Source organism: Bradyrhizobium sp. NDS-1, assembly GCF_032918005.1.
Taxonomy (GTDB): Bacteria; Pseudomonadota; Alphaproteobacteria; order Rhizobiales; family Xanthobacteraceae; genus Bradyrhizobium; species Bradyrhizobium tunisiense.
The window spans coordinates 3,937,210-3,959,033 of sequence record NZ_CP136628.1; the positions used below are offsets into that span (position 1 = coordinate 3,937,210).

General features: G+C 64.6%; 19 protein-coding genes. 16 read left to right on the forward strand and 3 right to left on the reverse strand.

Annotation, left to right across the window (positions count from 1 at the left end; translation table 11 throughout):
* The first annotated feature begins 118 nt into the window (after window positions 1-118).
* The 3 genes from tpiA (at window position 119) to RX330_RS18580 (ending at window position 3,198) form a co-directional block, all read left to right on the forward strand.
* Window positions 119-874, forward strand: coding sequence for a triose-phosphate isomerase (gene tpiA / locus RX330_RS18570; protein ID WP_317239360.1), 756 nt, complete (start codon window positions 119-121; stop codon window positions 872-874).
* A 138-nt stretch (window positions 875-1,012) separates the two neighbouring features.
* Window positions 1,013-1,399, forward strand: coding sequence for a preprotein translocase subunit SecG (secG, locus tag RX330_RS18575; RefSeq protein ID WP_212090212.1), 387 nt, complete (start codon window positions 1,013-1,015; stop codon window positions 1,397-1,399).
* A 167-nt stretch (window positions 1,400-1,566) separates the two neighbouring features.
* Window positions 1,567-3,198 carry a CTP synthase gene (locus RX330_RS18580; RefSeq protein WP_212090215.1) on the forward strand — a complete coding sequence of 544 codons (1,632 nt, stop codon included), beginning with the start codon at window positions 1,567-1,569 and terminating at the stop codon, window positions 3,196-3,198.
* A gap of 42 nt (window positions 3,199-3,240) precedes the next feature.
* Here the strand turns inward: RX330_RS18580 and RX330_RS18585 are convergent, their stop codons facing one another.
* Window positions 3,241-4,899, reverse strand: coding sequence for a hypothetical protein (locus tag RX330_RS18585; protein WP_317239361.1), 1,659 nt, complete (start codon window positions 4,897-4,899; stop codon window positions 3,241-3,243).
* Window positions 4,900-5,112: 213 nt separating this feature from the next.
* On the opposite strand from RX330_RS18585, the gene RX330_RS18590 reads away from it, so the two are divergent.
* The 4 genes from RX330_RS18590 to glsA all read left to right on the forward strand — a co-directional run bounded on the left by RX330_RS18590 (window position 5,113) and on the right by glsA (window position 9,603).
* Complete coding sequence (locus RX330_RS18590; protein WP_212090219.1) at window positions 5,113-5,439, forward strand: NIPSNAP family protein; 327 nt, start codon at window positions 5,113-5,115, stop codon at window positions 5,437-5,439.
* A gap of 128 nt (window positions 5,440-5,567) precedes the next feature.
* The gene (gene kdsA / locus RX330_RS18595) at window positions 5,568-6,416 is read left to right on the forward strand and encodes a 3-deoxy-8-phosphooctulonate synthase (RefSeq protein ID WP_317239362.1); all 849 of its coding nucleotides are present in this window, start codon (window positions 5,568-5,570) and stop codon (window positions 6,414-6,416) included.
* A complete protein-coding gene (locus RX330_RS18600; RefSeq protein WP_317239363.1) occupies window positions 6,416-7,639 on the forward strand; it encodes an MFS transporter in 1,224 nt (407 codons plus the stop codon). Before kdsA ends, RX330_RS18600 begins: the two co-directional genes overlap by 1 nt.
* An 89-nt stretch (window positions 7,640-7,728) precedes the next feature.
* Window positions 7,729-9,603, forward strand: coding sequence for a glutaminase A (glsA, locus tag RX330_RS18605; protein ID WP_317239364.1), 1,875 nt, complete (start codon window positions 7,729-7,731; stop codon window positions 9,601-9,603).
* 65 nt (window positions 9,604-9,668) lie between these two features.
* On the opposite strand, the gene queF is transcribed toward glsA, so the two are convergent.
* Both queF and RX330_RS18615 read right to left on the reverse strand, forming a co-directional pair.
* Window positions 9,669-10,121 carry a preQ(1) synthase gene (queF, locus tag RX330_RS18610; protein ID WP_212090232.1) on the reverse strand — a complete coding sequence of 151 codons (453 nt, stop codon included), beginning with the start codon at window positions 10,119-10,121 and terminating at the stop codon, window positions 9,669-9,671.
* Between the two features lie 50 nt (window positions 10,122-10,171).
* Window positions 10,172-11,149 carry a lyase gene (locus RX330_RS18615; protein WP_317239365.1) on the reverse strand — a complete coding sequence of 326 codons (978 nt, stop codon included), beginning with the start codon at window positions 11,147-11,149 and terminating at the stop codon, window positions 10,172-10,174.
* Between the two features lie 176 nt (window positions 11,150-11,325).
* On the opposite strand from RX330_RS18615, the gene eno reads away from it, so the two are divergent.
* From eno to RX330_RS18660, 9 genes are all read left to right on the forward strand, one after another.
* Window positions 11,326-12,609: a phosphopyruvate hydratase gene (gene eno / locus RX330_RS18620; protein WP_317239366.1), complete on the forward strand. Its 1,284-nt coding sequence runs from the start codon at window positions 11,326-11,328 to the stop codon at window positions 12,607-12,609.
* A gap of 37 nt (window positions 12,610-12,646) precedes the next feature.
* Window positions 12,647-13,780 (forward strand): zinc-binding dehydrogenase, encoded by a 1,134-nt coding sequence (locus RX330_RS18625; RefSeq protein ID WP_212090241.1) that lies wholly within the window; start codon window positions 12,647-12,649, stop codon window positions 13,778-13,780.
* Between the two features lie 118 nt (window positions 13,781-13,898).
* Window positions 13,899-14,897 carry an MBL fold metallo-hydrolase gene (locus tag RX330_RS18630; RefSeq protein WP_212090244.1) on the forward strand — a complete coding sequence of 333 codons (999 nt, stop codon included), beginning with the start codon at window positions 13,899-13,901 and terminating at the stop codon, window positions 14,895-14,897.
* A gap of 178 nt (window positions 14,898-15,075) precedes the next feature.
* The gene (locus RX330_RS18635) at window positions 15,076-15,627 is read left to right on the forward strand and encodes an NADPH-dependent FMN reductase (RefSeq protein ID WP_212090247.1); all 552 of its coding nucleotides are present in this window, start codon (window positions 15,076-15,078) and stop codon (window positions 15,625-15,627) included.
* A gap of 155 nt (window positions 15,628-15,782) precedes the next feature.
* Entirely contained in the window at window positions 15,783-16,100 is a 318-nt protein-coding gene (locus tag RX330_RS18640; protein WP_212090456.1) for an FtsB family cell division protein, read from the forward strand.
* A gap of 217 nt (window positions 16,101-16,317) precedes the next feature.
* Window positions 16,318-17,277: a helix-turn-helix domain-containing protein gene (locus tag RX330_RS18645; protein ID WP_317239367.1), complete on the forward strand. Its 960-nt coding sequence runs from the start codon at window positions 16,318-16,320 to the stop codon at window positions 17,275-17,277.
* 316 nt (window positions 17,278-17,593) lie between these two features.
* Entirely contained in the window at window positions 17,594-19,111 is a 1,518-nt protein-coding gene (gene adh / locus RX330_RS18650) for an aldehyde dehydrogenase (protein ID WP_317239368.1), read from the forward strand.
* 269 nt (window positions 19,112-19,380) lie between these two features.
* Window positions 19,381-20,403, forward strand: coding sequence for a pyruvate dehydrogenase (acetyl-transferring) E1 component subunit alpha (pdhA, locus tag RX330_RS18655; protein ID WP_317239369.1), 1,023 nt, complete (start codon window positions 19,381-19,383; stop codon window positions 20,401-20,403).
* A gap of 29 nt (window positions 20,404-20,432) precedes the next feature.
* Window positions 20,433-21,821, forward strand: a complete 1,389-nt coding sequence (locus tag RX330_RS18660; RefSeq protein ID WP_212090260.1) for a pyruvate dehydrogenase complex E1 component subunit beta — start codon at window positions 20,433-20,435, stop codon at window positions 21,819-21,821.
* Window positions 21,822-21,824 lie beyond the last annotated feature (3 nt).

Genomic DNA, 21,824 nt, shown 5'->3' on the forward strand with positions numbered 1-21,824 from the left:
CCCCGCAACCTCAGGTCAATCGACGGCTCGAGGCTGCGGTTAAAAGCCTCTGGTGTCTGGAACTGCCGCGGGAGCTCTGCTAGCGCATGCACAAACCCTCAATCTGCTGGAAATTGACATGACCGACGCCATCCGCCCCCTGATCGCCGGCAATTGGAAAATGAACGGCCTGAAGGCCCAGGCTGCCGAGTTCGACGCCATGCTCAACGGCGCGGCAGACGTGGCTGGCAAGGCCGACCTGCTGGTCTGTCCGCCCGCGACCCTGATCGCCGCCTTCACCGAAAAGGCGCGCGGCAAGAAGGTCGCAGTAGGGGCCCAGGACTGCCACCCCAAGGCCTCCGGCGCGCATACCGGCGATATTGCCGCCGAAATGCTGGTGGACGCGGGGGCGACGGCCATCATCGTCGGCCATTCCGAGCGTCGCGCCGATCACGGCGAGGGCGATGCCCTGATCCGCCAGAAGGCTGAAGCCGCCTGGCGCGCCGGGGCGACGGCGATCGTCTGTGTCGGTGAGACGCAAGGTCAGCGCGACGCCGGCCAGACCCTGGACATCCTGCGCGGGCAGCTCGGCGGCTCTCTGCCTGACGGCTCGACCGCCGCGAATCTCATCGTGGCCTATGAGCCGGTCTGGGCGATCGGCACCGGGCTGACCCCCACGGCCCAGGATGTCGAGCAGATTCATGGGTTTATCCGGGAACTCCTGACCGTCAGGTTCAAGGCTGATGGTGCCAGGATGCGCATCCTCTATGGCGGCTCCGTCAAGCCCTCGAACGCCGCCGAGCTGATGGCGTTGAAGAACGTCAATGGCGCACTGGTCGGCGGCGCCAGCCTGAAGGCGGCCGATTTCCTTGCGATTGCGAAGGGCTGCCCCTAACTCATTCAAACCGTTGGTCCGGACCCGATCGGGGGTGGCAATACCCCCTCCGATCGTGTAACACCGCGCAACTTCAGGAAACCCGCGAAGCGCGATCGGCCGCCGTCAGGCGCCGCCCGCTTGTGACGGAAGGGCATTATGCAGACCGTTGTCATCGTCATCCACCTCATGATCGTCGCCGTCATGATCGGCGCCGTCCTGCTCCAGAAGTCGGAAGGCGGCGGCCTCGGCATGGGCGGGGGCGCGGGCTTCATGTCGAGCCGCGGTACCGCGAACCTCCTGACGCGAACCACCGCCATTTTGGCTGCGGGCTTCTTCCTCACGAGCATGTTCCTGTCCTGGCACGCGGGCTACAACCGTGCGCCGTCGTCGATCATCGGCGCGCCGGCGTCACAGACCCAGCCGGCCGGCGGATCGCCGATCGCGCCGCCGACCTCGGGCGGCATCCTGGATTCGCTGAAGAAGGCCGACGAGCAGCAGCAGGCCCCGGCCCCGAGCGGCCCGCAGGTGCCGCGCTCGCAATAAAGCAGGGGGGCCATGCAGGGCGGATCCTAGCGCCCTGCATCAACAATCCCCATCAAGGCACGGTCACCACTCTTCGTTTTGGTTCACCCACAGGCCCACAGAATCTTCGGGGGCGGAATACGAATCGCTTTGGCGAATCGAATTTTGGGGATTAGAGGTTAAGTCCCATGGCGCGGTACATATTCATCACCGGCGGCGTGGTTTCTTCGCTCGGCAAGGGTCTGGCTTCAGCGGCACTCGGTGCGCTGTTGCAGGCCCGGGGCTACAAGGTCCGCCTCCGCAAGCTCGACCCCTATCTCAATCTCGATCCCGGAACGATGTCGCCGTACCAGCATGGCGAAGTGTTCGTGACCGATGACGGCGCGGAGACCGATCTCGATCTCGGTCACTACGAGCGCTTCACCGGCCGGCCTGCGACCAAGCAGGACAACATCACCACGGGGCGGATCTACCAGGACATCATCTCCAAGGAGCGCCGCGGCGATTATCTCGGCGCGACCATCCAGGTGGTTCCGCACGTCACCAATGCGATCAAGGAATTCGTCCTCTCCGGCAACGACGATTACGATTTCGTGCTGGTGGAGATCGGCGGCACCGTCGGCGACATCGAAGGCCTGCCGTTCTTCGAGGCGATCCGCCAGCTCAAGAACGAGCTGCCGCGCGATCATGCCGTCTACATTCATCTCACGCTGCTGCCCTTTATTCCGAGCGCCGGCGAATTGAAGACCAAGCCGACGCAGCACTCGGTGAAGGAGCTGCGGTCGATCGGCATTCAGCCGGACATCCTGCTCTGCCGGACGGATCGCGAGATTCCGAAGGAGGAACGGCGCAAGCTCGGCCTGTTCTGCAACGTGCGCGAAAGCGCCGTGATCGAGGCACGCGACGTCGACAACATTTACGCGGTGCCCGAAGCCTATCACAACGCGGGCCTCGACGACGAAGTGCTGGCCGCTTTCGGCATCGGTTCGCGGATTCCGCCGGAGCTGCGAAGCTGGCAACAGATCAACGAGCGCGTGCGCAATCCCGAAGGCAACGTCACCATCGCCATCGTCGGCAAGTACACCGGCATGAAGGATGCGTACAAGTCGCTGATCGAGGCGCTCTCGCATGGCGGCATCGCCAACAAGGTGAAGGTCAATCTCGACTGGATCGAGAGCGAGATTTTCGAGAAGGAGGATCCCGCGCCGTTCCTCGAGCACGTCAACGGCATCCTGGTGCCGGGCGGATTCGGCCAGCGCGGCGCGGAAGGCAAGATCCGTGCGGCGCAGTTCGCGCGTGAACGCGACGTGCCGTATTTCGGCATCTGCTTCGGCATGCAGATGGCGGTGATCGAGGCGGCGCGAAACCTCGTCGGCATCGAGGACGCCAACTCCACCGAGTTCGGACCCACCAAGGAGCCGCTGGTCGGCCTGATGACGGAGTGGCTGCGCGGCAACGAACTCGAGAAACGTTCGCAGGCCGGCGATCTCGGCGGCACGATGCGGCTTGGCGCTTATCCCGCTGCGCTCAATCGTGGCAGCCGCGTCTCGCAGGTCTATGGCGGCGCCACCGAGATCTCCGAGCGCCACCGCCACCGCTACGAGGTCAACACCGCCTACAAGGACCGCCTCGAGCAGCATGGTTTGAAATTCTCGGGCCTGTCGCCGGACGGCGTGCTGCCTGAAATCGTCGAGTACGAGGATCATCCCTGGTTCATCGGCGTCCAGTTCCACCCCGAGCTGAAATCGCGGCCGTTCGAACCGCACCCGCTGTTCGCCTCGTTCATCCAGGCGGCGATGGTGCAGAGCCGGCTGGTGTAGCCGGCTCGGTCTTCCCTGACGAAGTCTTGCTCGCACGTCCGGCTACGCCGCCGCGATGTCCATCCTGCGGCAGAAGCAAGATGCCTTGATCGGCACCTCCGCCCGCGACTGGGCGAGGTCAAGTCGCTGTTTGATCAGCGGCCTCTCGGCCTTGTCGTCACGCCGCATGAGACATTCGTGCAAGCCGTGAAGCGACCACAGATTATCGGGATGCTGGCAGGCCCGGCTCAGCTTTCCATCGAGGCCGAGATCGGAACGGTACGCCGCCTCGGCTTCCTCGATCCGTCCCTGCTCCAGCAGCAGCGCGCCGAGTGCGTGACGCGGTGGCTGCATCCATCCCCACGGCTCGTCATAGGGCAGGGCGTCGCTGAGCGCGACGGATCTGCGCAGCTCAGCGAACGCAAGGTCGTAGTTGGCTTTGCGATATTCCAGTTCGCCATTCAGCATGGCTTCGGCCACGCCGAGCAGGGCTACGACCTTGTTGTTGTGCACGAGCCGGCTCTCCGGCACGCGCGTCTTCGCCTGTGCGAACAACGCTTTCTCAGTTTCGGCCTCAGTGACATGGCCAAGCGCCGAATGAGCCACCGCCTTGGCGTAGTGGATCATCGCCGTCACCGAGCAGTATAGCTCGCGATCCTCCGGCAGCTGTTGGGCAATGATGTCTTGCCATTTGCCGAAACGCACGAGAACGTGCTGCTTCATCGTCAAGTAGCCTTCCAGGAAGTCCGCCATGGGGGGCGATTGAATGCGCAGCACTGGCTCGGGCACGGTGGCAATGAGTTCCTCGGCCGCTGCGATGGCGGGGGTGTATTGACCCAGGAACATCGCGCCGTAGATGGCGAAGTGGAAGTTGTGGATGACATAGACCAAGTAGACCCCCGGATCGTCCGAATAAGCGAGGAACCGGCGGTCGGTCGTCAGCGCCTTCTGATTGTAGAGCAGGACGTCGTTGTACTGCCCGCAGAGCACGTCGAGATGCGTCGGCATGTGGATCAGATGGCCGCTATCGGGAACGATCGCGCGTAGTCGGTCGCCAGCCCGCATCGCCCGTTGCGGGAAGGGCGACATCTCCATGAGGTGGACGTAGAGATGAAGCAGTCCCGGATGATTCCACGCTGCCGGCCATCGATCGAAAGCTTGTTCGAGCACGGCCCTGCATTCCTCGGTGCCGGCGCCCTTGGTTGGTTCTCCAGACTCAAGGTCCCACATCAGCCACGGCGTCTCGTTCATGATCGATTCGGCAAAGATGGCTCTGACCTCGAGATCGTCGGTATATGTGGCTAAGACCTTTCGCATCTCTCGTGTGAAGGCCTTGTCCCACGGCGCCATGTCCTCGATCGCTTCACGCTGCGGATAGCGCGCAGATAAGGCGCGGATCAGGGCTCGCTCAACCGGGCTCGCCTTATCCGCTTGCGCGAGCGCGTCCTGCGTCGCATCGTATGATGCCGCGAGCGCCATTTGACGGCCTTGTGTGTCATAGCGGACCCAGGGCAGGTTGTAGTTGGGACCCGCGGCGTAGCCGATGCCCCAGTGCGCCATGGCGCAGCTGTTATCGAACTCGAGCGCCTTGCGAAAACATTTGATCGCCTCGCCGTGGTTGAATCCGAACACCCAGTTGAGCCCTCGGTCAAACCAGAGCTGCGCATCAGGCGAAGTCGTTGTGATTTTGCGGCTGTAGGATCCGAGATCAAAATAGGTCATTGCCTCTGCCTCCTCTGATCGCTTCGGTCGTTTCGCCGATTGCTCTCGGTTTGTCGGCGGCTGATACGCCGCACCGAGCCTGCACATTATCAAGAGCGCCGGCCCCCCGCTATCGAGCTATGCACGAAACGCCATGAGGGGCGCCCGGGCGAGGCTCAAGACAGAGTTGTAGCCAGCGGGTATAACCGCCGCTCCTGTCAGGGAGGACCATGAATGATCTACGAAATGCGCCAGTATCGTTGCCTGCCCGGCCGCCTGCCGGCACTGCTGAAGCGGTTCGAGACCGCCACGCTGAAGATCTGGGAAAAGCACGGCATCAAGCAGGCCGGGTTCTTCACCACCGTGATCGGCGAATCCAACCAGGAGCTGACCTATTTCCTGGCCTGGGACTCGCTTGCCGAGCGCGAGAAGAAGTGGGGCGCGTTCATGACGGATCCGGACTGGATGAAGGCGCGTGCCGAGAGCGAAGCCGACGGCCAGATCGTTGCCAACATCGTCAGCCAGATTCTGGCGCCGACCGCTTTCTCGGCGGTGAAGTGAGCGCCGGCCGGCGCTGCGCGGCCTCATTGGGGCCCCTGGCGCAACCCTGATATTCGAACGGCCCGGGCCGAATGGGGTTGATCCGACCCCCATGGCGGCTATGGTCGCGGCGAAACGAGGGATTTGCCTTGAGCTCTTCGCATTCAGCGGCACCGGTCGTTACCATTGGCACGGTCAAGTTCGGCAACGATCTGCCGATTGCGATCATTGCGGGACCCTGCCAGCTCGAAAGCCGCCAGCATGCGTTGGAGGTCGCCTCCGCGCTCAAGGAGATCGCCGCGCGGCTGAACATCGGCCTCGTCTACAAGACCTCCTTCGACAAGGCCAATCGCACCAGCGCATCCGCTGCGCGGGGGCTGGGCCTTTCGCAGTCGCTGCCGATCTTCGCGGAGATCCGATCCTCGCTCGGCCTGCCTGTCCTGACCGACGTGCACGATGCCACGCAATGCGCCGAGGTGGCGCAAGCCGTGGACATCCTGCAGATCCCGGCCTTCCTGTGCCGGCAGACTGATCTCCTGCTCGCTGCCGCTGCGACCGGCAGGGTTGTCAACGTCAAGAAGGGGCAGTTCCTGGCGCCATGGGACATGGCGAATGTCGTCACGAAGATCACCAGTGCCAACAATCCGAATGTACTCGTCACCGAGCGCGGGGCGTCCTTCGGCTACAACACGCTGGTCTCCGACATGCGCGCGCTGCCGATCCTGGCGCGCACCACCGGCGCGCCTGTCATCTTCGATGCCACCCATTCGGTGCAGCAGCCGGGCGGGAAGGGGACGTCCTCGGGCGGCGAGCGCGAATTCGTGCCGGTGCTGGCGCGCGCGGCCGTTGCGGTCGGCGTCGCCGGCGTCTTCATCGAGACCCATCCCGATCCTGATCGTGCGCCCTCCGATGGCCCCAACATGGTGCCGCTGCGTGAGTTCGAGGGCCTGATCGCCAGGCTGATGGCGTTCGACGCGCTGGCAAAGAACCCGCGCTGATGCAGCAAGGCGAGGCACGGCCGCAAGATCACGGCTTGCCGACAGCGCTTTACGTCATATCAGGCGCGAGCTTTGCCGCAGCGCTGTCGGCGCGCGCGCTCGATCCGGTGCTGCCGCATGTCGCCGAGGATTTTGGCGTCAGCATCGCGACCGCCGCGGGCTTTGCCGCGGTGTTCGCCTTCACCTTCTCGATCATCCAACCCATCGTCGGCGCCGCCGCCGATCTGTTCGGCAAGACGCGGCTGATGATCGGCTGTCTCGCGCTGCTCGGCCTTGCCAACATCCTCGGCGCCCTCTCGTCCTCGTTCTCGGTTCTGTTCGCGACCCGCATCCTTGCCGGCATCGGCTCGGGCGGCGTGTTTCCGGTGGCGCTGAGCCTGACCAGCGATCTCGTCGGGCCGGAGAAACGCCAGGTCGCGATCAGCCGTACGCTCGCCGGCGCCATGACCGGCAATCTGCTCGGCGCCTCGGCCTCCGGGCTGATCGGCGATTTCCTGGGCTGGCGCGGCGTGCTGGCGGTGCTGGGCGCGCTCGTCATCGTGGCGTCGATCGCGGTCGCGGCCGGCTTTCACGGCGCCAAGGTCCAGCATCCGCCGAAGACCAGCCTGTCGGCGCTCAAGGCCGGCTATCGCACCATCTTCACCAATCCGAACGCCTATGTCTGCTACTCGGCGGTGTTCATCGAAGGCTGCTGCGTGCTCGGCCTGTTTCCCTACATCGCCTCGTTCCTGTTCGAGCTCGGGCAGACCTCGCTGTCGATCGCCGGCATCGTCATCGCGGGCTTTGCGGTCGGCGGCCTGTTCTACACGCTGACCGTGTCGCGCCTGCTGCCCTGGCTGGGCGTGAAGGGCATGATGATCTCCGGCATGACGCTGGTGGCCTCGCAGCTCATTGCCGTCGCCTTTGGGCCACGCTGGGAAGTGCAGGCCCTGAATCTCGTCGTGATGGGGTGGGGCTTTTACATCGCCCATGGTTGTCTGCAGGTCTTCGCCAGCGAGCTTTCGGTCGAGGCGCGTGCGACTGCGCTGTCACTGCATTCGTTCTTCTTTTTCATGGGGCAGACGGTGGGGCCGCTCGCCTATGGCTTCGGGCTCCAGCACGCCGGCAAGATGCCGACGCTGTTCGCGAGCGCAGGGATCATGGTGGTGCTGGGCGTCGTCTGTGCCCGGCTGCTCAAGCAGCGCGCGCCGGCGGACGCGCGCGAAGGTCCAGGCAGCCCTTGAACGGGGCGTCGCCCCCACCAGGACACCGTCGATCGCGTATGCATGGCACACGAATTGCTTTTAATCTGGGCAAATCGAGGTGTGAGACCGTGGATGCGCAGCCCGACCGTTTGCCAAGCTCAGCAGGCACGCCTGGACCGACCGGGTATCCCACCAGGCCCCCGCTTAGCCGTTTCCTGACCAATTGCCACGAGGAGTTCAGGCTCGATCATTCCGGCCTGCTCGCCGACTATATCCCCGAGCTGACGCGCGCCAACCCCGATCATTTCGGCATCGCGCTCGTCACCATCGACGGCCATGTCTACGAGGTTGGCGACAGCGCGGTACCGTTCACGATCCAGTCGGTGTCGAAGGCGTTCGTCTTCGCTCTGGCGTTGGAGATGGTCGGCGAAGAGCGTGTCGCGGCCACCATCGGCGTCGAACCGAGCGGCGAAGCGTTCAATTCGATCCGGCTCACCAACGACAACCGGCCCTTCAACCCGATGGTCAATGCAGGCGCCATCGCCTGCTCGGGCCTCATCTACGGGATGGACGGGAAGGGCGCCTTCGAGCGCGTTCACGCCAAGCTCAGCGAGTTCGCTGGCCGCCAGCTCGGCGTCGATGATGCCGTTCATGCCTCGGAAACGGCGACCGGTAATCGCAACCGTGCCATTGCCTGGCTGCTCCGGAACTACGCGGTGCTGCCTGACGACGTCGACGCCGTGCTCGACGTCTATTTCCGCCAATGCGCCATTCTCGTCACCGCGCGCGATCTGGCGGTGATGGCGGCAACGCTCGCCAACCGCGGCATCAATCCGGTGACGGGCGTGCGGGTGATCACGCCGCACATTGTCGCGCGCACGCTGTCGGTGATGACGAGCTCGGGCATGTACGATTATGCCGGCGAGTGGACCTATCGCGTGGGCATTCCCGCCAAGAGCGGCGTCGGCGGCGGCATCGTCGCGGCGCTGCCCTCGCAGCTCGGGCTCGGCACCTTCTCGCCGCTGCTCGACGATCATTTCAACAGCGTGCGCGGCCTGAAGGTCTGCGAAGCGTTGTCGGCGCGCTACGATCTGCACATGCTGAACCGCAACGCCGACGTTCGTACCAGCATCATGGCGGACTACGACATCTACGGGATCTCCTCGCGCCGCAGCCGCCAGCCGCACGAGCAGCAGATTCTCGACGACCGCCACAGCGACGTGCGTGTGCTCGAACTGGTCGGCGCGATGAATTTCGCCACCATCGATTATGTGACGCGAAAGCTCAACAGCGATCCGCCGGACGCGCCGTTTCTGATCATCGATTTCCGCCGCGTGCCCGACATCACTGCGGCGGGTGCCGAACTGCTGGGCGAGACGCTGACCGCACTCGGTCATGGCGGCGTCTTTACGATTCTGTCGGGTCTGGAGGAGACCTCCGCGGTCTGGCGCGCGATCTCCGCCCGCGCCGCGGATTCGCGCCGGCTGCGGCACTTCACGCTGCTCGACGATGCCATCGAATGGGCCGAGGACCAGGTGATCTATCGCTTTGGCGGCTTCACCGACGTGAAGGAGAGTACGCATCTTCACGAGCAGGCGCTGCTCGCTGAGCTCGACGCCGACGAGATCGCCGCCATCGTCAAGCTCTCGACCGCGCGGCGTTACGCGGCTGGCCAGCGCATCATCGCGGCCGGGGAGCCCGCAAAGTCGCTGTTCTTCCTCGAGAGCGGCATGGTCAGCGTGAAACTGCCGAGCGGTGTGAGGCTCGCTTCCCTCGGCCCCGGCATGGAGTTCGGCGAGATGGCGATTCTGGAGGGACGCCGCAGCGCCGATGTCGTCGCCGATACGCCCGTCGCCTGCCTCGAACTGCCGCTGGACAGCTTTGCCGATTACCGCCGCCTGCACCCGGAGACGGCCTTGAAGATCATGCGCAATCTCGCCGCGATCCTGGCACGCAGGCTGGTGTTGGCGAATGCGAAGGTGGATTTGCTGAGCGCCTATTGATTGGCCATCGATGCTGATGCCTGTTCCCCGGATGCAGCGCCGCACCGTCGGGACACGAGAGAGGCTTAGCCGCGTCCGCGATAGGGCGCGACGCCTTGCTCGGGCACCCACAGGCCCTTCGGCACGCGGCCGGTCTGCCAGAATACGTCGATCGGAATGCCGCCGCGCGGATACCAGTAGCCGCCGATGCGCAGCCATTTCGGCTTGATCTCGGAAGCGATGCGCTTGCCGATCATCACGGTGCAGTCCTCGTGGAAGGCGCCGTGGTTGCGGAAGCTCGCGATGTAGAGTTTCAGCGATTTCGACTCCAGCAGCCACGGGCCCGGCGCGTAGTCGATCATCAGATGCGCGAAATCGGGCTGCCCCGTGACCGGACAGAGCGAGGTGAATTCCGGCACGGTGAAGCGCACCAGATAGTCGGTGCCCTTCTGCGGATTGGGCACGCGGTCGAGTTGGGCCTTCTCCGGTGTATCCGGCCACTCGACCGCGCGGCCGAGCTGGAGGGAGTTTTTCGCCATCGTCGTCACATCCTGTTTCAATGCCGGGATGGACGCAAATGCCGCTGTCGTCAACCGGCGGCGATGGTCTGGATCATGACGATCCGGTCGTTACCGGACTCGCAGCCCCAGAGCTCGCCCGGCCTGCCGTCGAGCTGGCGGACGGCGGCATTGGCCTTGTCGCTGGCGAACACGTCGAATTTCTCCGTGGCAGGATCAAAGCGAAGAATCGCGTTGGCGGAGAAGTCGGTCAGCCAGACCTTGTCCTTGTCGTCGACAAAGACGGCGTAGGCGCGGGGGCGTTCGCCCGGCAGCTTCCAGGTGTTCCACGAGCCATCGGCGGGATCGTGCACGGAGACGTGGCCGCTGTTCCATTCGCTGACCCAGATCCGGCTTTTCGAGTCCGACCACACCCGCCGCGCGCCCTGGTTGGACGTCGGCGGCTCGACCATTGCGACATCACCCGTCGCGCGATCGATCTTCGCGATGTAGCTGCCGGCGAGCGAGGCGTACCAGACATCGCCCTTGGGCGTCACGGTGATGCCGTAGGGGCCGACGCCCTTGGGCGCCCTGAACACAATCATTTCGCCGGACTTCGGCGCGAGGCGGCCGTAATAGCCGGACTGGCCGGTGAACCAATAGATGCCTTCCTTGTCGAACACGCCGGTATTGAGGTTGGCGTAGGCAAACTTCTCCGGCAGGCGGAACAGGGTGACCTTGAGATCGCCGGGATCGACACGCGCAATCGCGTTCTGGCCGCCCTCGGTGATCCAGGGCGCGCCGTCGGGGCCGATGGTCACGCCATGGGGAACTGCGCCCGGACCGAGGCCGACCGTCTTGAAACGGCCATCCCGGGGATCGAGCCTGCCGAGCAGGCCCTTGCCCTGCGCCGTGAACCAGACCGAACCGTCAGGGGCGGGCGCGAGATCGTGCAGGCCGATGCCGGCACTGATCGGGTAATATTTTGTCCGGAACGGGCCGTCCTGAGCAAAACCTGGGCGGGCCACCAACAGGGCGGTACTCGAAGCGAGAAACTGGCGGCGATTCATGGCGTTACCCCGGCAGGTTCAGATTGAGGTTGGACGCGCAAATCAGTCGCTTTCAAGCTTAGCCCCGGCCGCTTCACGCGTCAGTCGAAGCCCACCGTCCAAGCGTTCACATTTGCTTACGGCCCGTGTAAGACCCGCGGCGAACCGATCAAACCTAACGAACGGAAGTGCACATCATGACCGCCATCATCGACATCATCGGCCGCGAAATCCTCGATAGCCGGGGCAATCCCACCGTCGAGGTCGATGTCGTGCTGGAGGATGGCGCGCTCGGCCGCGCCGCCGTACCGTCGGGCGCATCGACGGGCGCCCATGAGGCGGTGGAACTGCGCGACGGCGACAAGGCCCGCTATCTCGGCAAGGGTGTCACCAAGGCGGTCGGTGCCGTCAACGGCGAGATCTTCGAGGCCCTGAGCGGCCTCGACGTCGAGCAGCAGGCCCAGGTCGACCAGATCATGATCGACCTCGACGGCACGCCGAACAAGAGCCGGCTGGGCGCCAACGCCATCCTCGGCGTCTCGCTCGCCTGCGCCAAGGCCGCGGCGAACTCGCTCGACATGCCGCTCTACCGTTACGTCGGCGGCACCTCGGCGCGCCTGTTGCCGGTGCCGATGATGAACATCATCAACGGCGGCGTTCATGCCGACAACCCGATCGACTTCCAGGAATTCATGATCCTGCCCGTCGGCGCGTCGTCCTTTGCCGAGGGTCTGCGCTACGGCGCTGAGGTCTTCCACACGCTGAAGTCCGAGCTGAAGAAGGCCGGCCATAACACCAATGTCGGCGACGAGGGCGGTTTCGCCCCGAACCTGCCATCGGCCGATGCCGCGCTGGAATTCGTCATGAACGCGATCGGCAAGGCCGGCTTCAAGGCGGGAAGCGACATCGTGCTCGGCCTCGACTGCGCCTCGACCGAGTTCTTCAAGGACGGAAAATATGTCTACGAAGGCGAGGGCAAGACCCGTTCGATCTCCGAGCAGGCCAAGTATCTTGCCGACCTGGTTGCGCGCTATCCGATCGTCACCATCGAGGACGGCATGTCGGAAGACGACATGGACGGCTGGAAGGAGCTCACCGACCTCGTCGGCAAGAAGTGCCAGCTCGTCGGCGACGATCTCTTCGTCACCAACGTCAAGCGCCTCGCCGAAGGCATCAAGGCGGGCCGGGCCAACTCGATCCTGATCAAGGTCAACCAGATCGGCACGCTGACCGAGACGCTCGCCGCCGTCGAGATGGCGCACAAGGCCGGCTACACCTCGGTGATGTCGCACCGCTCGGGCGAGACCGAGGATTCCACCATCGCCGACCTCGCGGTCGCCACCAATTGCGGCCAGATCAAGACCGGCTCCCTTGCGCGTTCCGATCGCACCGCCAAATACAACCAGCTCCTGCGCATCGAGCAGCAGCTCGGCAAGCAGGCGCTCTACGGCGGCAAGGCGGCACTGAAGGCGCTGGCATAAGCCGGCGCCGCGCAAAGACGGACAGGGGAGGATCGACATGAGCGACGGCAAGACCGGACTGCAATTGCGTTCGCTGTTGAAGAAGAGCGGCGAGCTGGAATTGTCCCTCGTGAATGTCCCGACACCCGAGCCCGCCGACGACGAGGTCGTGGTTCGCGTCGAGGCGACCCCGATCAACCCGTCCGACCTGGGCCTCCTGATCGGGCCCGCCGACATGTCGGCTGCCAAGGCCTCGGGCACGAAGGAGATGCCGGTCATCACCGCGACCATGCCTGAGGCCGCGATGCGGATGATGGGAGCCCGGCTCGATCAGTCGCTGCCGGTCGGCAACGAGGGCGCCGGCACGGTGATCGGGGCCGGATCCTCGGATGCGGCCAAAGCCCTGATGGGCAAGACGGTGTCGATGATCGGCGGCGCGATGTACACGCAGTACCGCGTGCTGAAGGTCCGCGACGTCATGGAGCTGCCGGCCGGCACCACGGCCGCCGACGGCGCATCCTGGTTCGTCAATCCGCTGACTGCGCTCGGCATGACCGAGACGATGCGGCGCGAGAACCACAAGGCGCTCGTGCACACCGCCGCTGCGTCCAATCTCGGCCAGATGCTCAACAAGATCTGCATCAAGGACGGCATCGGCCTCGTCAACATCGTCAGGAGCAAGGAGCAGGCCGAGATCCTGCACAAGATCGGCGCCAGGCACGTCGTGGATTCCAGCGCGCCAGGCTTCATGGACGATCTCACCAATGCGCTGGTCGAGACCGGCGCCACCATCGCCTTCGATGCCATCGGCGGCGGCAAGCTGGCGAGCCAGATTCTGACCGCCATGGAAGTCGCGGCCAACAAGACCGCGAAGGAATACAGCCGCTACGGCTCCAACGTGTACAAGCAGGTCTATATCTACGGTAGCCTCGACACGCGCCCGACCGAGCTGAACCGCTCGTTCGGCCTGAGCTGGGGCGTCGGTGGCTGGCTGCTCACCCCGTTCCTCCAGAAGATCGGCCCGGCCGAGATCGGTCGTCTGCGTCAGCGCGTCGCGTCCGAGCTCAAGACCACCTTCGCCAGCCATTACACCAAGGTGGTGTCGCTGCCCGAGGTGCTCGATCCCGCCAACATCGCGGTGTACGCCAAGCGCGCCACGGGCGAAAAATTCCTCATCAACCCGAATAAATAATCGTGATCTGCGACCGCAGGTCACCGAAGGAAGGTCTTGCCTTCTGAGCGAGGCGGGAGATTATTCCGCCGCCATTTGAACGCGGAAAAGCCGCGGGGCGCTCAGAAGGGACCTCTTCATGACTGATTTGAATCGCCGCCACCTGCTTGCAGGCGCCGCCGCGACGGGCGCGGCTGCCTTGACCGGGCTTGGGCCCATCACCGCCAGGGCCGCAGCGCCGCAAGCGGGGACGCAGGCGCCGGGCTTCTATCGCTACAAGGTCGGCAGCTACGAGTGCACCTCGATCAATGACGGTGCGCGCACCTTCCCGATGCCGGACAAGTTCGTCGTCAATCTGTCGAAGGACGAAGCGCTGGCCGCAGGCGAGGCGGCCTACATGCCGAAGGGCATGGTCACGATCCCGTTCAACCCACAGCTCATCAATACCGGCTCCAAGCTGGTGCTGATCGATACCGGCAACGGCATTGCCAATTTCGAGGCGAGCAAGGGCGCCGTCGGCCGCACATTGCAGAACCTCCAGGCTGCCGGCGTCGACCCCAAGAGCGTCGACGTCGTGCTGCTGTCGCATATGCACGGCGACCACATCAACGGCATCCGCCTGGCCGACGGCGCCCTGGCCTTTCCGAACGCGGAGGTCATGGTGCCCGGCAAGGAGTGGGAGTTCTGGACCAGTGAGGACAACGCCGCCAAAGCCGAGTCCAATCAGGGGCTGAAGAGCAATTTCGCCAACGTGAAGAAAACCTTCGCCGGTCTCGAGTCCAAGGTGACGAAGTACGAGTGGGGCAAGGAGGTCGCGCCGGGCATCACCTCCATCGCAACGCCGGGCCACACGCCCGGCCACACCTCGTTTGCGGTTGCATCGGGCAATTCCAAGGTGCTGATCCAGTCCGACGTCACCAACATCCCGGAATTCTTCCTGCGCAATCCGGACTGGCACGTCGCGTTCGACATGGATGCTGCGATGGCGCAGGAGACGCGTCACAAATTCTACGACATGGCGGCTGCGGAGAAGGCGACCGTGGTCGGCTTCCACTTCTCGTTCCCGTCGGTCGGCCATGTCGAGAAGGACGGCGCCAAGTATCGCCTGATCCGGGCGGCGTGGAATCCGACGCTCTGAGCGGGGTCAGTATCCGTGCGCAAGGATCGGGCCGCCCCTTGGCGGCCCGAATTGTCTGAACCATCTGCTTTCGCGAAACGCTACGTTTCTAAATCGGACCGGTACATGCACTTGCATCCATCGGTCCGGATCGCTTAAGTGCCATCGCGCATTTCCCTCAAGGTTTCAAGGACACCTCATGGCCTACAACGTCGTCACGATCGCCGGCAGCCTGCGCAAGGAGAGCTTTTCGCTGAAGATCGCCAACGCGCTCGCCAAGCTTGCGCCAAGCTCGCTCAAGCTCGAGGTCATCACACCTGCGGGCATCTCGTTCTTCAACCAGGACCTCGAAGGCGCGCCGCCCGCGGACTGGCTGGCCTTCCGCGACAAGCTCCAGAAATCGAACGGCGTCCTGTTCGTCACCCCCGAATATAATCGCTCGATCCCGGGCGTCCTCAAGAACGCCATCGACGTCGCCTCGCGCCCCTATGGCAAGAGCTCGCTCCTCGGGAAGCCGGTCGGCATCGTCTCGAACTCGCCGGGCCCGCTCGGCGGCGTCAGCGCTGCCAAGCATCTGCAGAACATCCTGCCGGGTATTTCCGGCTCGCTGCTCCAGCAGCCGGAAATCTATCTCAACGCCGTCGGCGATGCGTTCGACGCGAACGGAGAACTGACCAAGGACTCCCTGAAGACGGTGCTGCAGCAATACATCGACGCCTTCGCCGCGCACGTGGCGAAACATCAGGGCTGAGCCCGTACTCTCTCCGTCATGGCCGGGCTTGTCCCGGCCATCTACGTCTTTGCCCACGCACCGAAGAACGTGGATGCCCGGGACAAGCCCGGGCATGACGACGGGAGTGGCCTGGAATTAGCACTCCCTTAACCAACTTGTCCCATCTTCCCTAGATGGTCTCCCGCGCGCGTCTGAAATCGATTCTGACCGGCCTTGCCCTCTACGCGATGGCGATCGCCATCGTCGGCTATTTCGGCGTCAACGCCTATACCGGCAAATACGGCCTCAACGCCCGCCAGGAACTCGACCAGGAGATCATCGCGCTGACGAGCGAACTGGCCCAGCTCAAGCGCGAGCGCGCCAGGAGCGAGCAGCGGGTATCGCTGCTGCGCACGTCGAGGATTGATCCGGACATGCTGGACGAGCGGGCGCGCTATCAGCTCGACTATGTCAATCCGCATGACCTCGTTCGGATGATCCCGGCGAAGTAGCGTTTTCCGAAGCTTTCGAAAACTGAGACGAAAGCTGCTGCCGAAATCCGCCCCGCCGTGCCGTCTCGCTCCTGCGAAGGTCGTAGGTCCCCGAACCGGAGTCCGCCTTGACGGCAGCGCCGCAGCGGGCCCATGGCTACTGTCGCGGTCGCCAAGTTGACGCAGATCAATCAGGCCGCTCCCGCACGTTCTAGTCTGTCACCCGGAGGAGACTGTGATGAATGGGACAATGCCCCGGCATCACGCGGCCCGTGTCGAGGCCGCCATCGCGTCAGGCCAGGCGGCACGATCCGCGCTCGTGGCCTCGTGGCGCCGTTCCTCCCGATTGCATCATCTCGATCCCGGCGGCCGCAGCTCACCGATGCGGCTGACCGAGGCCGAGCTGCATCAGGCGCGCGAGCGTGACGCGCCGCTGTTGGCCGCCGCGCAAGGCGTGATGGACCGGCTCTATCAGGCCGTCGGTGCGAGCGGCTGCTGCGTGCTGCTCGCCGACGGGGAGGGCGTGCCGGTCGATCGCCGCGGCACGGCGGCGGACGACGCGACGTTTCAGTCCTGGGGCCTGTGGACCGGCGCGCTCTGGAGCGAGGAGTACGAGGGCACCAACGGCATCGGCACCTGCCTCGTCGAGCAGCGTCCGCTGACGATCGACCGTGATCAGCATTTCTTCACCCGCAACACGCTTCTGAGTTGCAGCGCCGTTCCGATCTACGACCATGAGGCGGCGCTCGCGGGCGTGCTCGACGTGTCCTCCTGCCGCGCTGACCGGACCGATGCATTCTCCAGCCTGATCGCGCTGGCGGCAGGCGAGGCGGCCAAGCGCATCGAGGCCGATCTGTTCCGCAGGGCCTTCGCCCATGCCCGCATCGTGCTGACGCAAGCTGCGGACGGCCAATGCGCAGGCCTCATCGCGGTCGATGCGGACGATCTCGTGATCGGCGCGACCCGCTCCGCCCGGGTGGCGCTCGGCATTGCCCCCGGCCGGGCGTTGCAGCCGGTGCCCGCGGCCGATCTGCTCGGCGGCGATACCGCGCGCGATCATCTGGCCGGCGGCCAACGCGCCGTGGTGCAGCGGGCGCTGCTCCGCGCCGGCGGCAATGTCTCGGCGGCCGCCAAGGCCCTCGGCGTCAGCCGTGCAACCCTGCACAGGAAGCTGAAGCGGTTCGAACTGAACCACTGAGCCCTGCTGCTTTCCTCGAACTCTGATCTCGTGCCCCGGACGCAGCGCAGCGCGTCGCCCTTGCGACGTGGTGCGCTGCTGAGCCGGGGCCCACGTCTCTGCATCCTCAGGCCTCGCCTTCTGGGTCCCGGCTCTGCGCGGCAACGCGAAAAGCGTTGCAGCGCGTCCGGGACACGATCACCTGTCGCAGAATTGCGACAGGTCGGCCTCGCCATCGTTCCCGCCAGGGCTGACAGAAAACGCCTCCCGCAGCATCGTCCGCGCAAGTCGCGACCACGCGACGAATTGCGCAAACAGCAAACATCGGGAGTGATCAATGAACAAGGTGGAATTCCTCAGCGTCACCAAAGTTCCCTTCGCCGAACGCTACGACAATTTCATCGGCGGCAAGTTCGTCGCGCCGATATCAGGCAAATATTTCGACAACGCCTCGCCCGTGAACGGCCAGATCGTCTGCAAGATCGCGCGGTCCGACGCGCAGGACGTCGAGGCCGCCCTCGACGCGGCGCATGCCGCCAAGGCCGCCTGGGGCCGCACCAGCGTCGCCGAGCGCGCCGCTGTCCTGAACCGGATCGCAGATCGCATGGAAGACAATCTCGAGCGTCTCGCCATCGCCGAGACCTGGGACAACGGCAAGCCGATCCGTGAGACCCGCGCCGCCGACATTCCGCTCGCCATCGATCACTTCCGCTACTTCGCCGGCGTCGTGCGCGCCCAGGAAGGCTCGATCGGCGAGATCGACCACGACACCATCGCCTATCATTTCCACGAACCTCTCGGCGTCGTCGGCCAGATCATCCCCTGGAACTTCCCGCTGCTGATGGCCTGCTGGAAGCTCGCGCCCGCGCTCGCCGCCGGCAATTGCGTCGTGCTCAAGCCCGCCGAGCAGACCCCGGCCTCGATCATGGTCTGGGCCGAACTCATTGCCGACATCCTGCCACCAGGCGTGCTCAACATCGTCAACGGCTTTGGCCTCGAGGCCGGCAAGCCGCTGGCCTCCAGCCCACGCATCGCCAAGATCGCCTTCACCGGCGAGACATCGACGGGCCGGCTGATCATGCAGTACGCCAGCCAGAACCTCATTCCCGTCACGCTGGAGCTGGGCGGCAAGTCGCCCAACATCTTCTTCAACGACGTCACCGCCGAGGACGACGATTTCTTCGACAAGGCAATCGAAGGCTTCGTCATGTTCGCGCTGAACCAGGGCGAGGTCTGCACCTGTCCGAGCCGGGCGCTGGTTCATGCCGACATCTATGACCGCTTCATGGAGCGGGCGCTGAAGCGCGTCGCGGCGATCAAGCAGGGCGACCCGCGTGCGGCCGATACAATGATCGGCGCCCAGGCATCCAGCGAGCAGCTGGCGAAGATCCTCTCCTACATCGACATCGGCAGGCAGGAGGGCGCCAAGGTGCTCGCTGGCGGCGGACGCGCCGAACTCGGCGGCGATCTCTCGGGTGGCTTCTACGTCCAGCCGACGGTGTTCGAGGGCCACAACAAGATGCGGATCTTCCAGGAGGAGATCTTTGGGCCCGTGGTTTCGGTCACGACCTTCAAGACCGACGAGGAAGCGCTCGAAATCGCCAACGACACGCTCTATGGCCTCGGGGCCGGCGTCTGGAGCCGCGACGCCAACCGCTGCTACCGCTTCGGCCGGGCAATTCAGGCCGGCCGCGTCTGGACCAACTGCTACCATGCCTATCCCGCGCATGCGGCGTTCGGCGGTTACAAGCAGTCTGGCGTCGGTCGCGAGACCCACAAAATGATGCTCGACCATTATCAGCAGACCAAGAACCTCCTGGTCAGCTACAGCCCGAAGAAGCTCGGCTTCTTCTGATCGGACGGTGCGGCGAGGGCGGCGCCATTTTGGCGCCGTCCGCTCTGAAGGCCGGGATTGGCGTGGCCCATCGTTCTTGATCCGATCACGAATCTGCGCACGTGCGTGAAGCGCATGGATTTGTTGCCCGATCGGCGCCAAAGATTTTGCAATATTTCGACAACGTTGCACTGCGGCATAATGAAAGTCGTGCCATGTCGCCGCGGTGCTTTCCAAGGGCGTTTGACTTGGGTTAGAGAGGGCGAAGTTTTCTCTGACCCGGAATTCCTATGGCCGCACCCAAGAAAGCCGCCGCAAGCACTCCACAGGACAAGCCCGACGGCGGTTCGCCCCCGGAATTCACCAGGGAGCAGGAGCTCAAGGCGCTCCGCGACATGCTCCTGATCCGGCGGTTCGAGGAAAAGGCCGGCCAGCTCTACGGCATGGGCGCGATCGGCGGCTTCTGCCATCTCTATATCGGCCAGGAGGCCGTGGTGGTCGGCATGCAGATGGCCCTGAAGCAGGGCGACCAGGTCATCACCGGCTATCGCGATCACGGTCACATGCTCGCCACCGGCATGGACGCCAACGGCGTCATGGCCGAGCTCACGGGTCGCCGCGGCGGCTATTCCAAGGGCAAGGGCGGCTCCATGCACATGTTCAGCAAGGAGAAGCACTTTTACGGCGGCCACGGCATCGTTGGCGCCCAGGTCTCCCTCGGCACCGGGCTCGCCTTCGCCAACAGCTATCGCGGCAACGACAATGTCAGCGTCACCTATTTCGGCGACGGTGCGGCGAACCAGGGCCAGGTCTACGAGAGCTTCAACATGGCGGAGCTCTGGAAGCTGCCGGTGGTCTACGTCATCGAGAACAACCGCTACGCCATGGGCACCTCGGTCTCGCGCGCCTCGGCGCAGCAGGATTTTTCCAAGCGCGGCGCGTCCTTCAACATCCCCGGCAAGCAGGTCGACGGCATGGACGTCCGCGCCGTGAAGGCTGCCGGCGAAGAGGCGGTGGCCTGGTGCCGCGCCGGCAAGGGCCCCTACATCCTCGAAATGCAGACCTACCGCTACCGCGGTCACTCGATGTCCGACCCTGCCAAATATCGCACACGCGAGGAGGTCGAGAAAGTCCGCCACGACCAGGATCCGATCGAGCAGGTGCGTAACCGCCTGCTCGCGGCAAAGGTCAGCGAGCAGGATCTGAAGGCGATCGACGCCGAGGTGCGTGACATCGTCAACGCCTCCGCCGATTTCGCCCAGCATGATCCCGAGCCGGATGCAGCCGAGCTCTGGACCGACATTTACCGCTGAACGCGCGCAAGCTTTCCCTTGGAGTCGATATGCCAATTCAAGTGCTGATGCCCGCGTTGTCGCCCACGATGGAGAAGGGCAACCTCGCCAAATGGCTGAAGAAAGAGGGCGAGACGATCAAATCAGGCGACGTCATCGCCGAGATCGAGACCGATAAGGCGACCATGGAGGTCGAGGCGACCGACGAGGGGACGCTCGGCAAGATCCTGATCCCCGAGGGCACCGCCGACGTCGCGGTGAACACGCCGATCGCGACCATCCTCGCCGACGGCGAGAGCGCCGCCGATCTTGCCAAGGCGTCCACGCCGGCGAAGCAGGAGAAGGCCGCGGAGTCCGCAGCCCCTGCCGCTGCAAAGGCCGAAGCGCCGGCACCGAAGGCTGCGCCCGCGCCGCAGGCCGTCGCCGAGCCCGATCCGGAAGTGCCTGAAGGCACCGAGATGGTGACGCAGACCATCCGCGAAGCCTTGCGCGATGCCATGGCCGAGGAAATGCGTCGCGATCCCGATGTCTTCGTGATGGGTGAGGAGGTCGCCGAATATCAGGGCGCCTACAAGGTGACGCAGGGGTTGCTCCAGGAGTTCGGCGCCAAGCGGGTCATCGATACCCCGATCACCGAACACGGCTTTGCCGGCGTCGGCGTCGGCGCTGCGATGACCGGCCTCAAGCCGATCGTCGAGTTCATGACCTTCAACTTCGCCATGCAGGCGATCGACCAGATCATCAACTCCGCGGCCAAGACGCTCTATATGTCCGGCGGCCAGATGGGCTGCTCGATCGTGTTCCGCGGGCCCAATGGCGCCGCCGCCCGCGTCGCCGCCCAGCACAGCCAGGACTATTCGGCCTGGTATTCGAACGTCCCGGGCCTCAAGGTCGTCGCGCCGTTCTCGGCAGCGGATTACAAGGGCCTGCTCAAGGCCGCGATCCGCGATCCCAATCCGGTGATCTTCCTCGAGAACGAGGTGCTCTACGGTCACACCGGCGAAGTGCCCAAGCTCGACGATTTCATCATCCCGATCGGCAAGGCTCGAATCGTGCGTTCGGGCAGCCACGTCACCATCATCTCCTGGTCGAACGGCATGACCTATGCCCTGAAGGCGGCCGACGAACTCGCCAAGGATGGCATCGAGGCCGAGGTAATCGACCTGCGCACGCTGCGCCCGATGGACACGGAGACCATCATCAACTCGGTCAAGAAGACCGGCCGCGCCGTCACGGTGGAAGAGGGCTGGGCCCAGAGCGGCGTCGGCGCCGAGATCGCCGCGCGCATCATGGAGAACGCCTTCGATTATCTGGACGCGCCGGTTGCGCGCGTCTCAGGCAAGGACGTGCCGATGCCCTATGCCGCCAATCTGGAGAAGCTCGCGCTGCCCTCGGCGGCGGAAGTCGTCGAGGCCGCCAAAGCCGTCTGCTACAGGTAGATC

Excerpts from the sequence above, each read along its gene's own strand:
- tpiA (WP_317239360.1), top strand. The coding sequence starts at position 119 with ATGACCGACGCCATCCGCCCCCTGATCGCCGGCAATTGGAAAATGAAC.
- secG (WP_212090212.1), top strand. The coding sequence starts at position 1,013 with ATGCAGACCGTTGTCATCGTCATCCACCTCATGATCGTCGCCGTCATG.
- RX330_RS18580 (WP_212090215.1), top strand. The coding sequence starts at position 1,567 with ATGGCGCGGTACATATTCATCACCGGCGGCGTGGTTTCTTCGCTCGGC.
- RX330_RS18585 (WP_317239361.1), bottom strand. The coding sequence starts at position 4,899 with ATGACCTATTTTGATCTCGGATCCTACAGCCGCAAAATCACAACGACT.
- RX330_RS18590 (WP_212090219.1), top strand. The coding sequence starts at position 5,113 with ATGATCTACGAAATGCGCCAGTATCGTTGCCTGCCCGGCCGCCTGCCG.
- RX330_RS18600 (WP_317239363.1), top strand. The coding sequence starts at position 6,416 with ATGCAGCAAGGCGAGGCACGGCCGCAAGATCACGGCTTGCCGACAGCG.
- queF (WP_212090232.1), bottom strand. The coding sequence starts at position 10,121 with ATGGCGAAAAACTCCCTCCAGCTCGGCCGCGCGGTCGAGTGGCCGGAT.
- RX330_RS18615 (WP_317239365.1), bottom strand. The coding sequence starts at position 11,149 with ATGAATCGCCGCCAGTTTCTCGCTTCGAGTACCGCCCTGTTGGTGGCC.
- eno (WP_317239366.1), top strand. The coding sequence starts at position 11,326 with ATGACCGCCATCATCGACATCATCGGCCGCGAAATCCTCGATAGCCGG.
- RX330_RS18625 (WP_212090241.1), top strand. The coding sequence starts at position 12,647 with ATGAGCGACGGCAAGACCGGACTGCAATTGCGTTCGCTGTTGAAGAAG.
- RX330_RS18630 (WP_212090244.1), top strand. The coding sequence starts at position 13,899 with ATGACTGATTTGAATCGCCGCCACCTGCTTGCAGGCGCCGCCGCGACG.
- RX330_RS18635 (WP_212090247.1), top strand. The coding sequence starts at position 15,076 with ATGGCCTACAACGTCGTCACGATCGCCGGCAGCCTGCGCAAGGAGAGC.
- RX330_RS18640 (WP_212090456.1), top strand. The coding sequence starts at position 15,783 with ATGGTCTCCCGCGCGCGTCTGAAATCGATTCTGACCGGCCTTGCCCTC.
- RX330_RS18645 (WP_317239367.1), top strand. The coding sequence starts at position 16,318 with ATGAATGGGACAATGCCCCGGCATCACGCGGCCCGTGTCGAGGCCGCC.
- adh (WP_317239368.1), top strand. The coding sequence starts at position 17,594 with ATGAACAAGGTGGAATTCCTCAGCGTCACCAAAGTTCCCTTCGCCGAA.
- pdhA (WP_317239369.1), top strand. The coding sequence starts at position 19,381 with ATGGCCGCACCCAAGAAAGCCGCCGCAAGCACTCCACAGGACAAGCCC.
- RX330_RS18660 (WP_212090260.1), top strand. The coding sequence starts at position 20,433 with ATGCCAATTCAAGTGCTGATGCCCGCGTTGTCGCCCACGATGGAGAAG.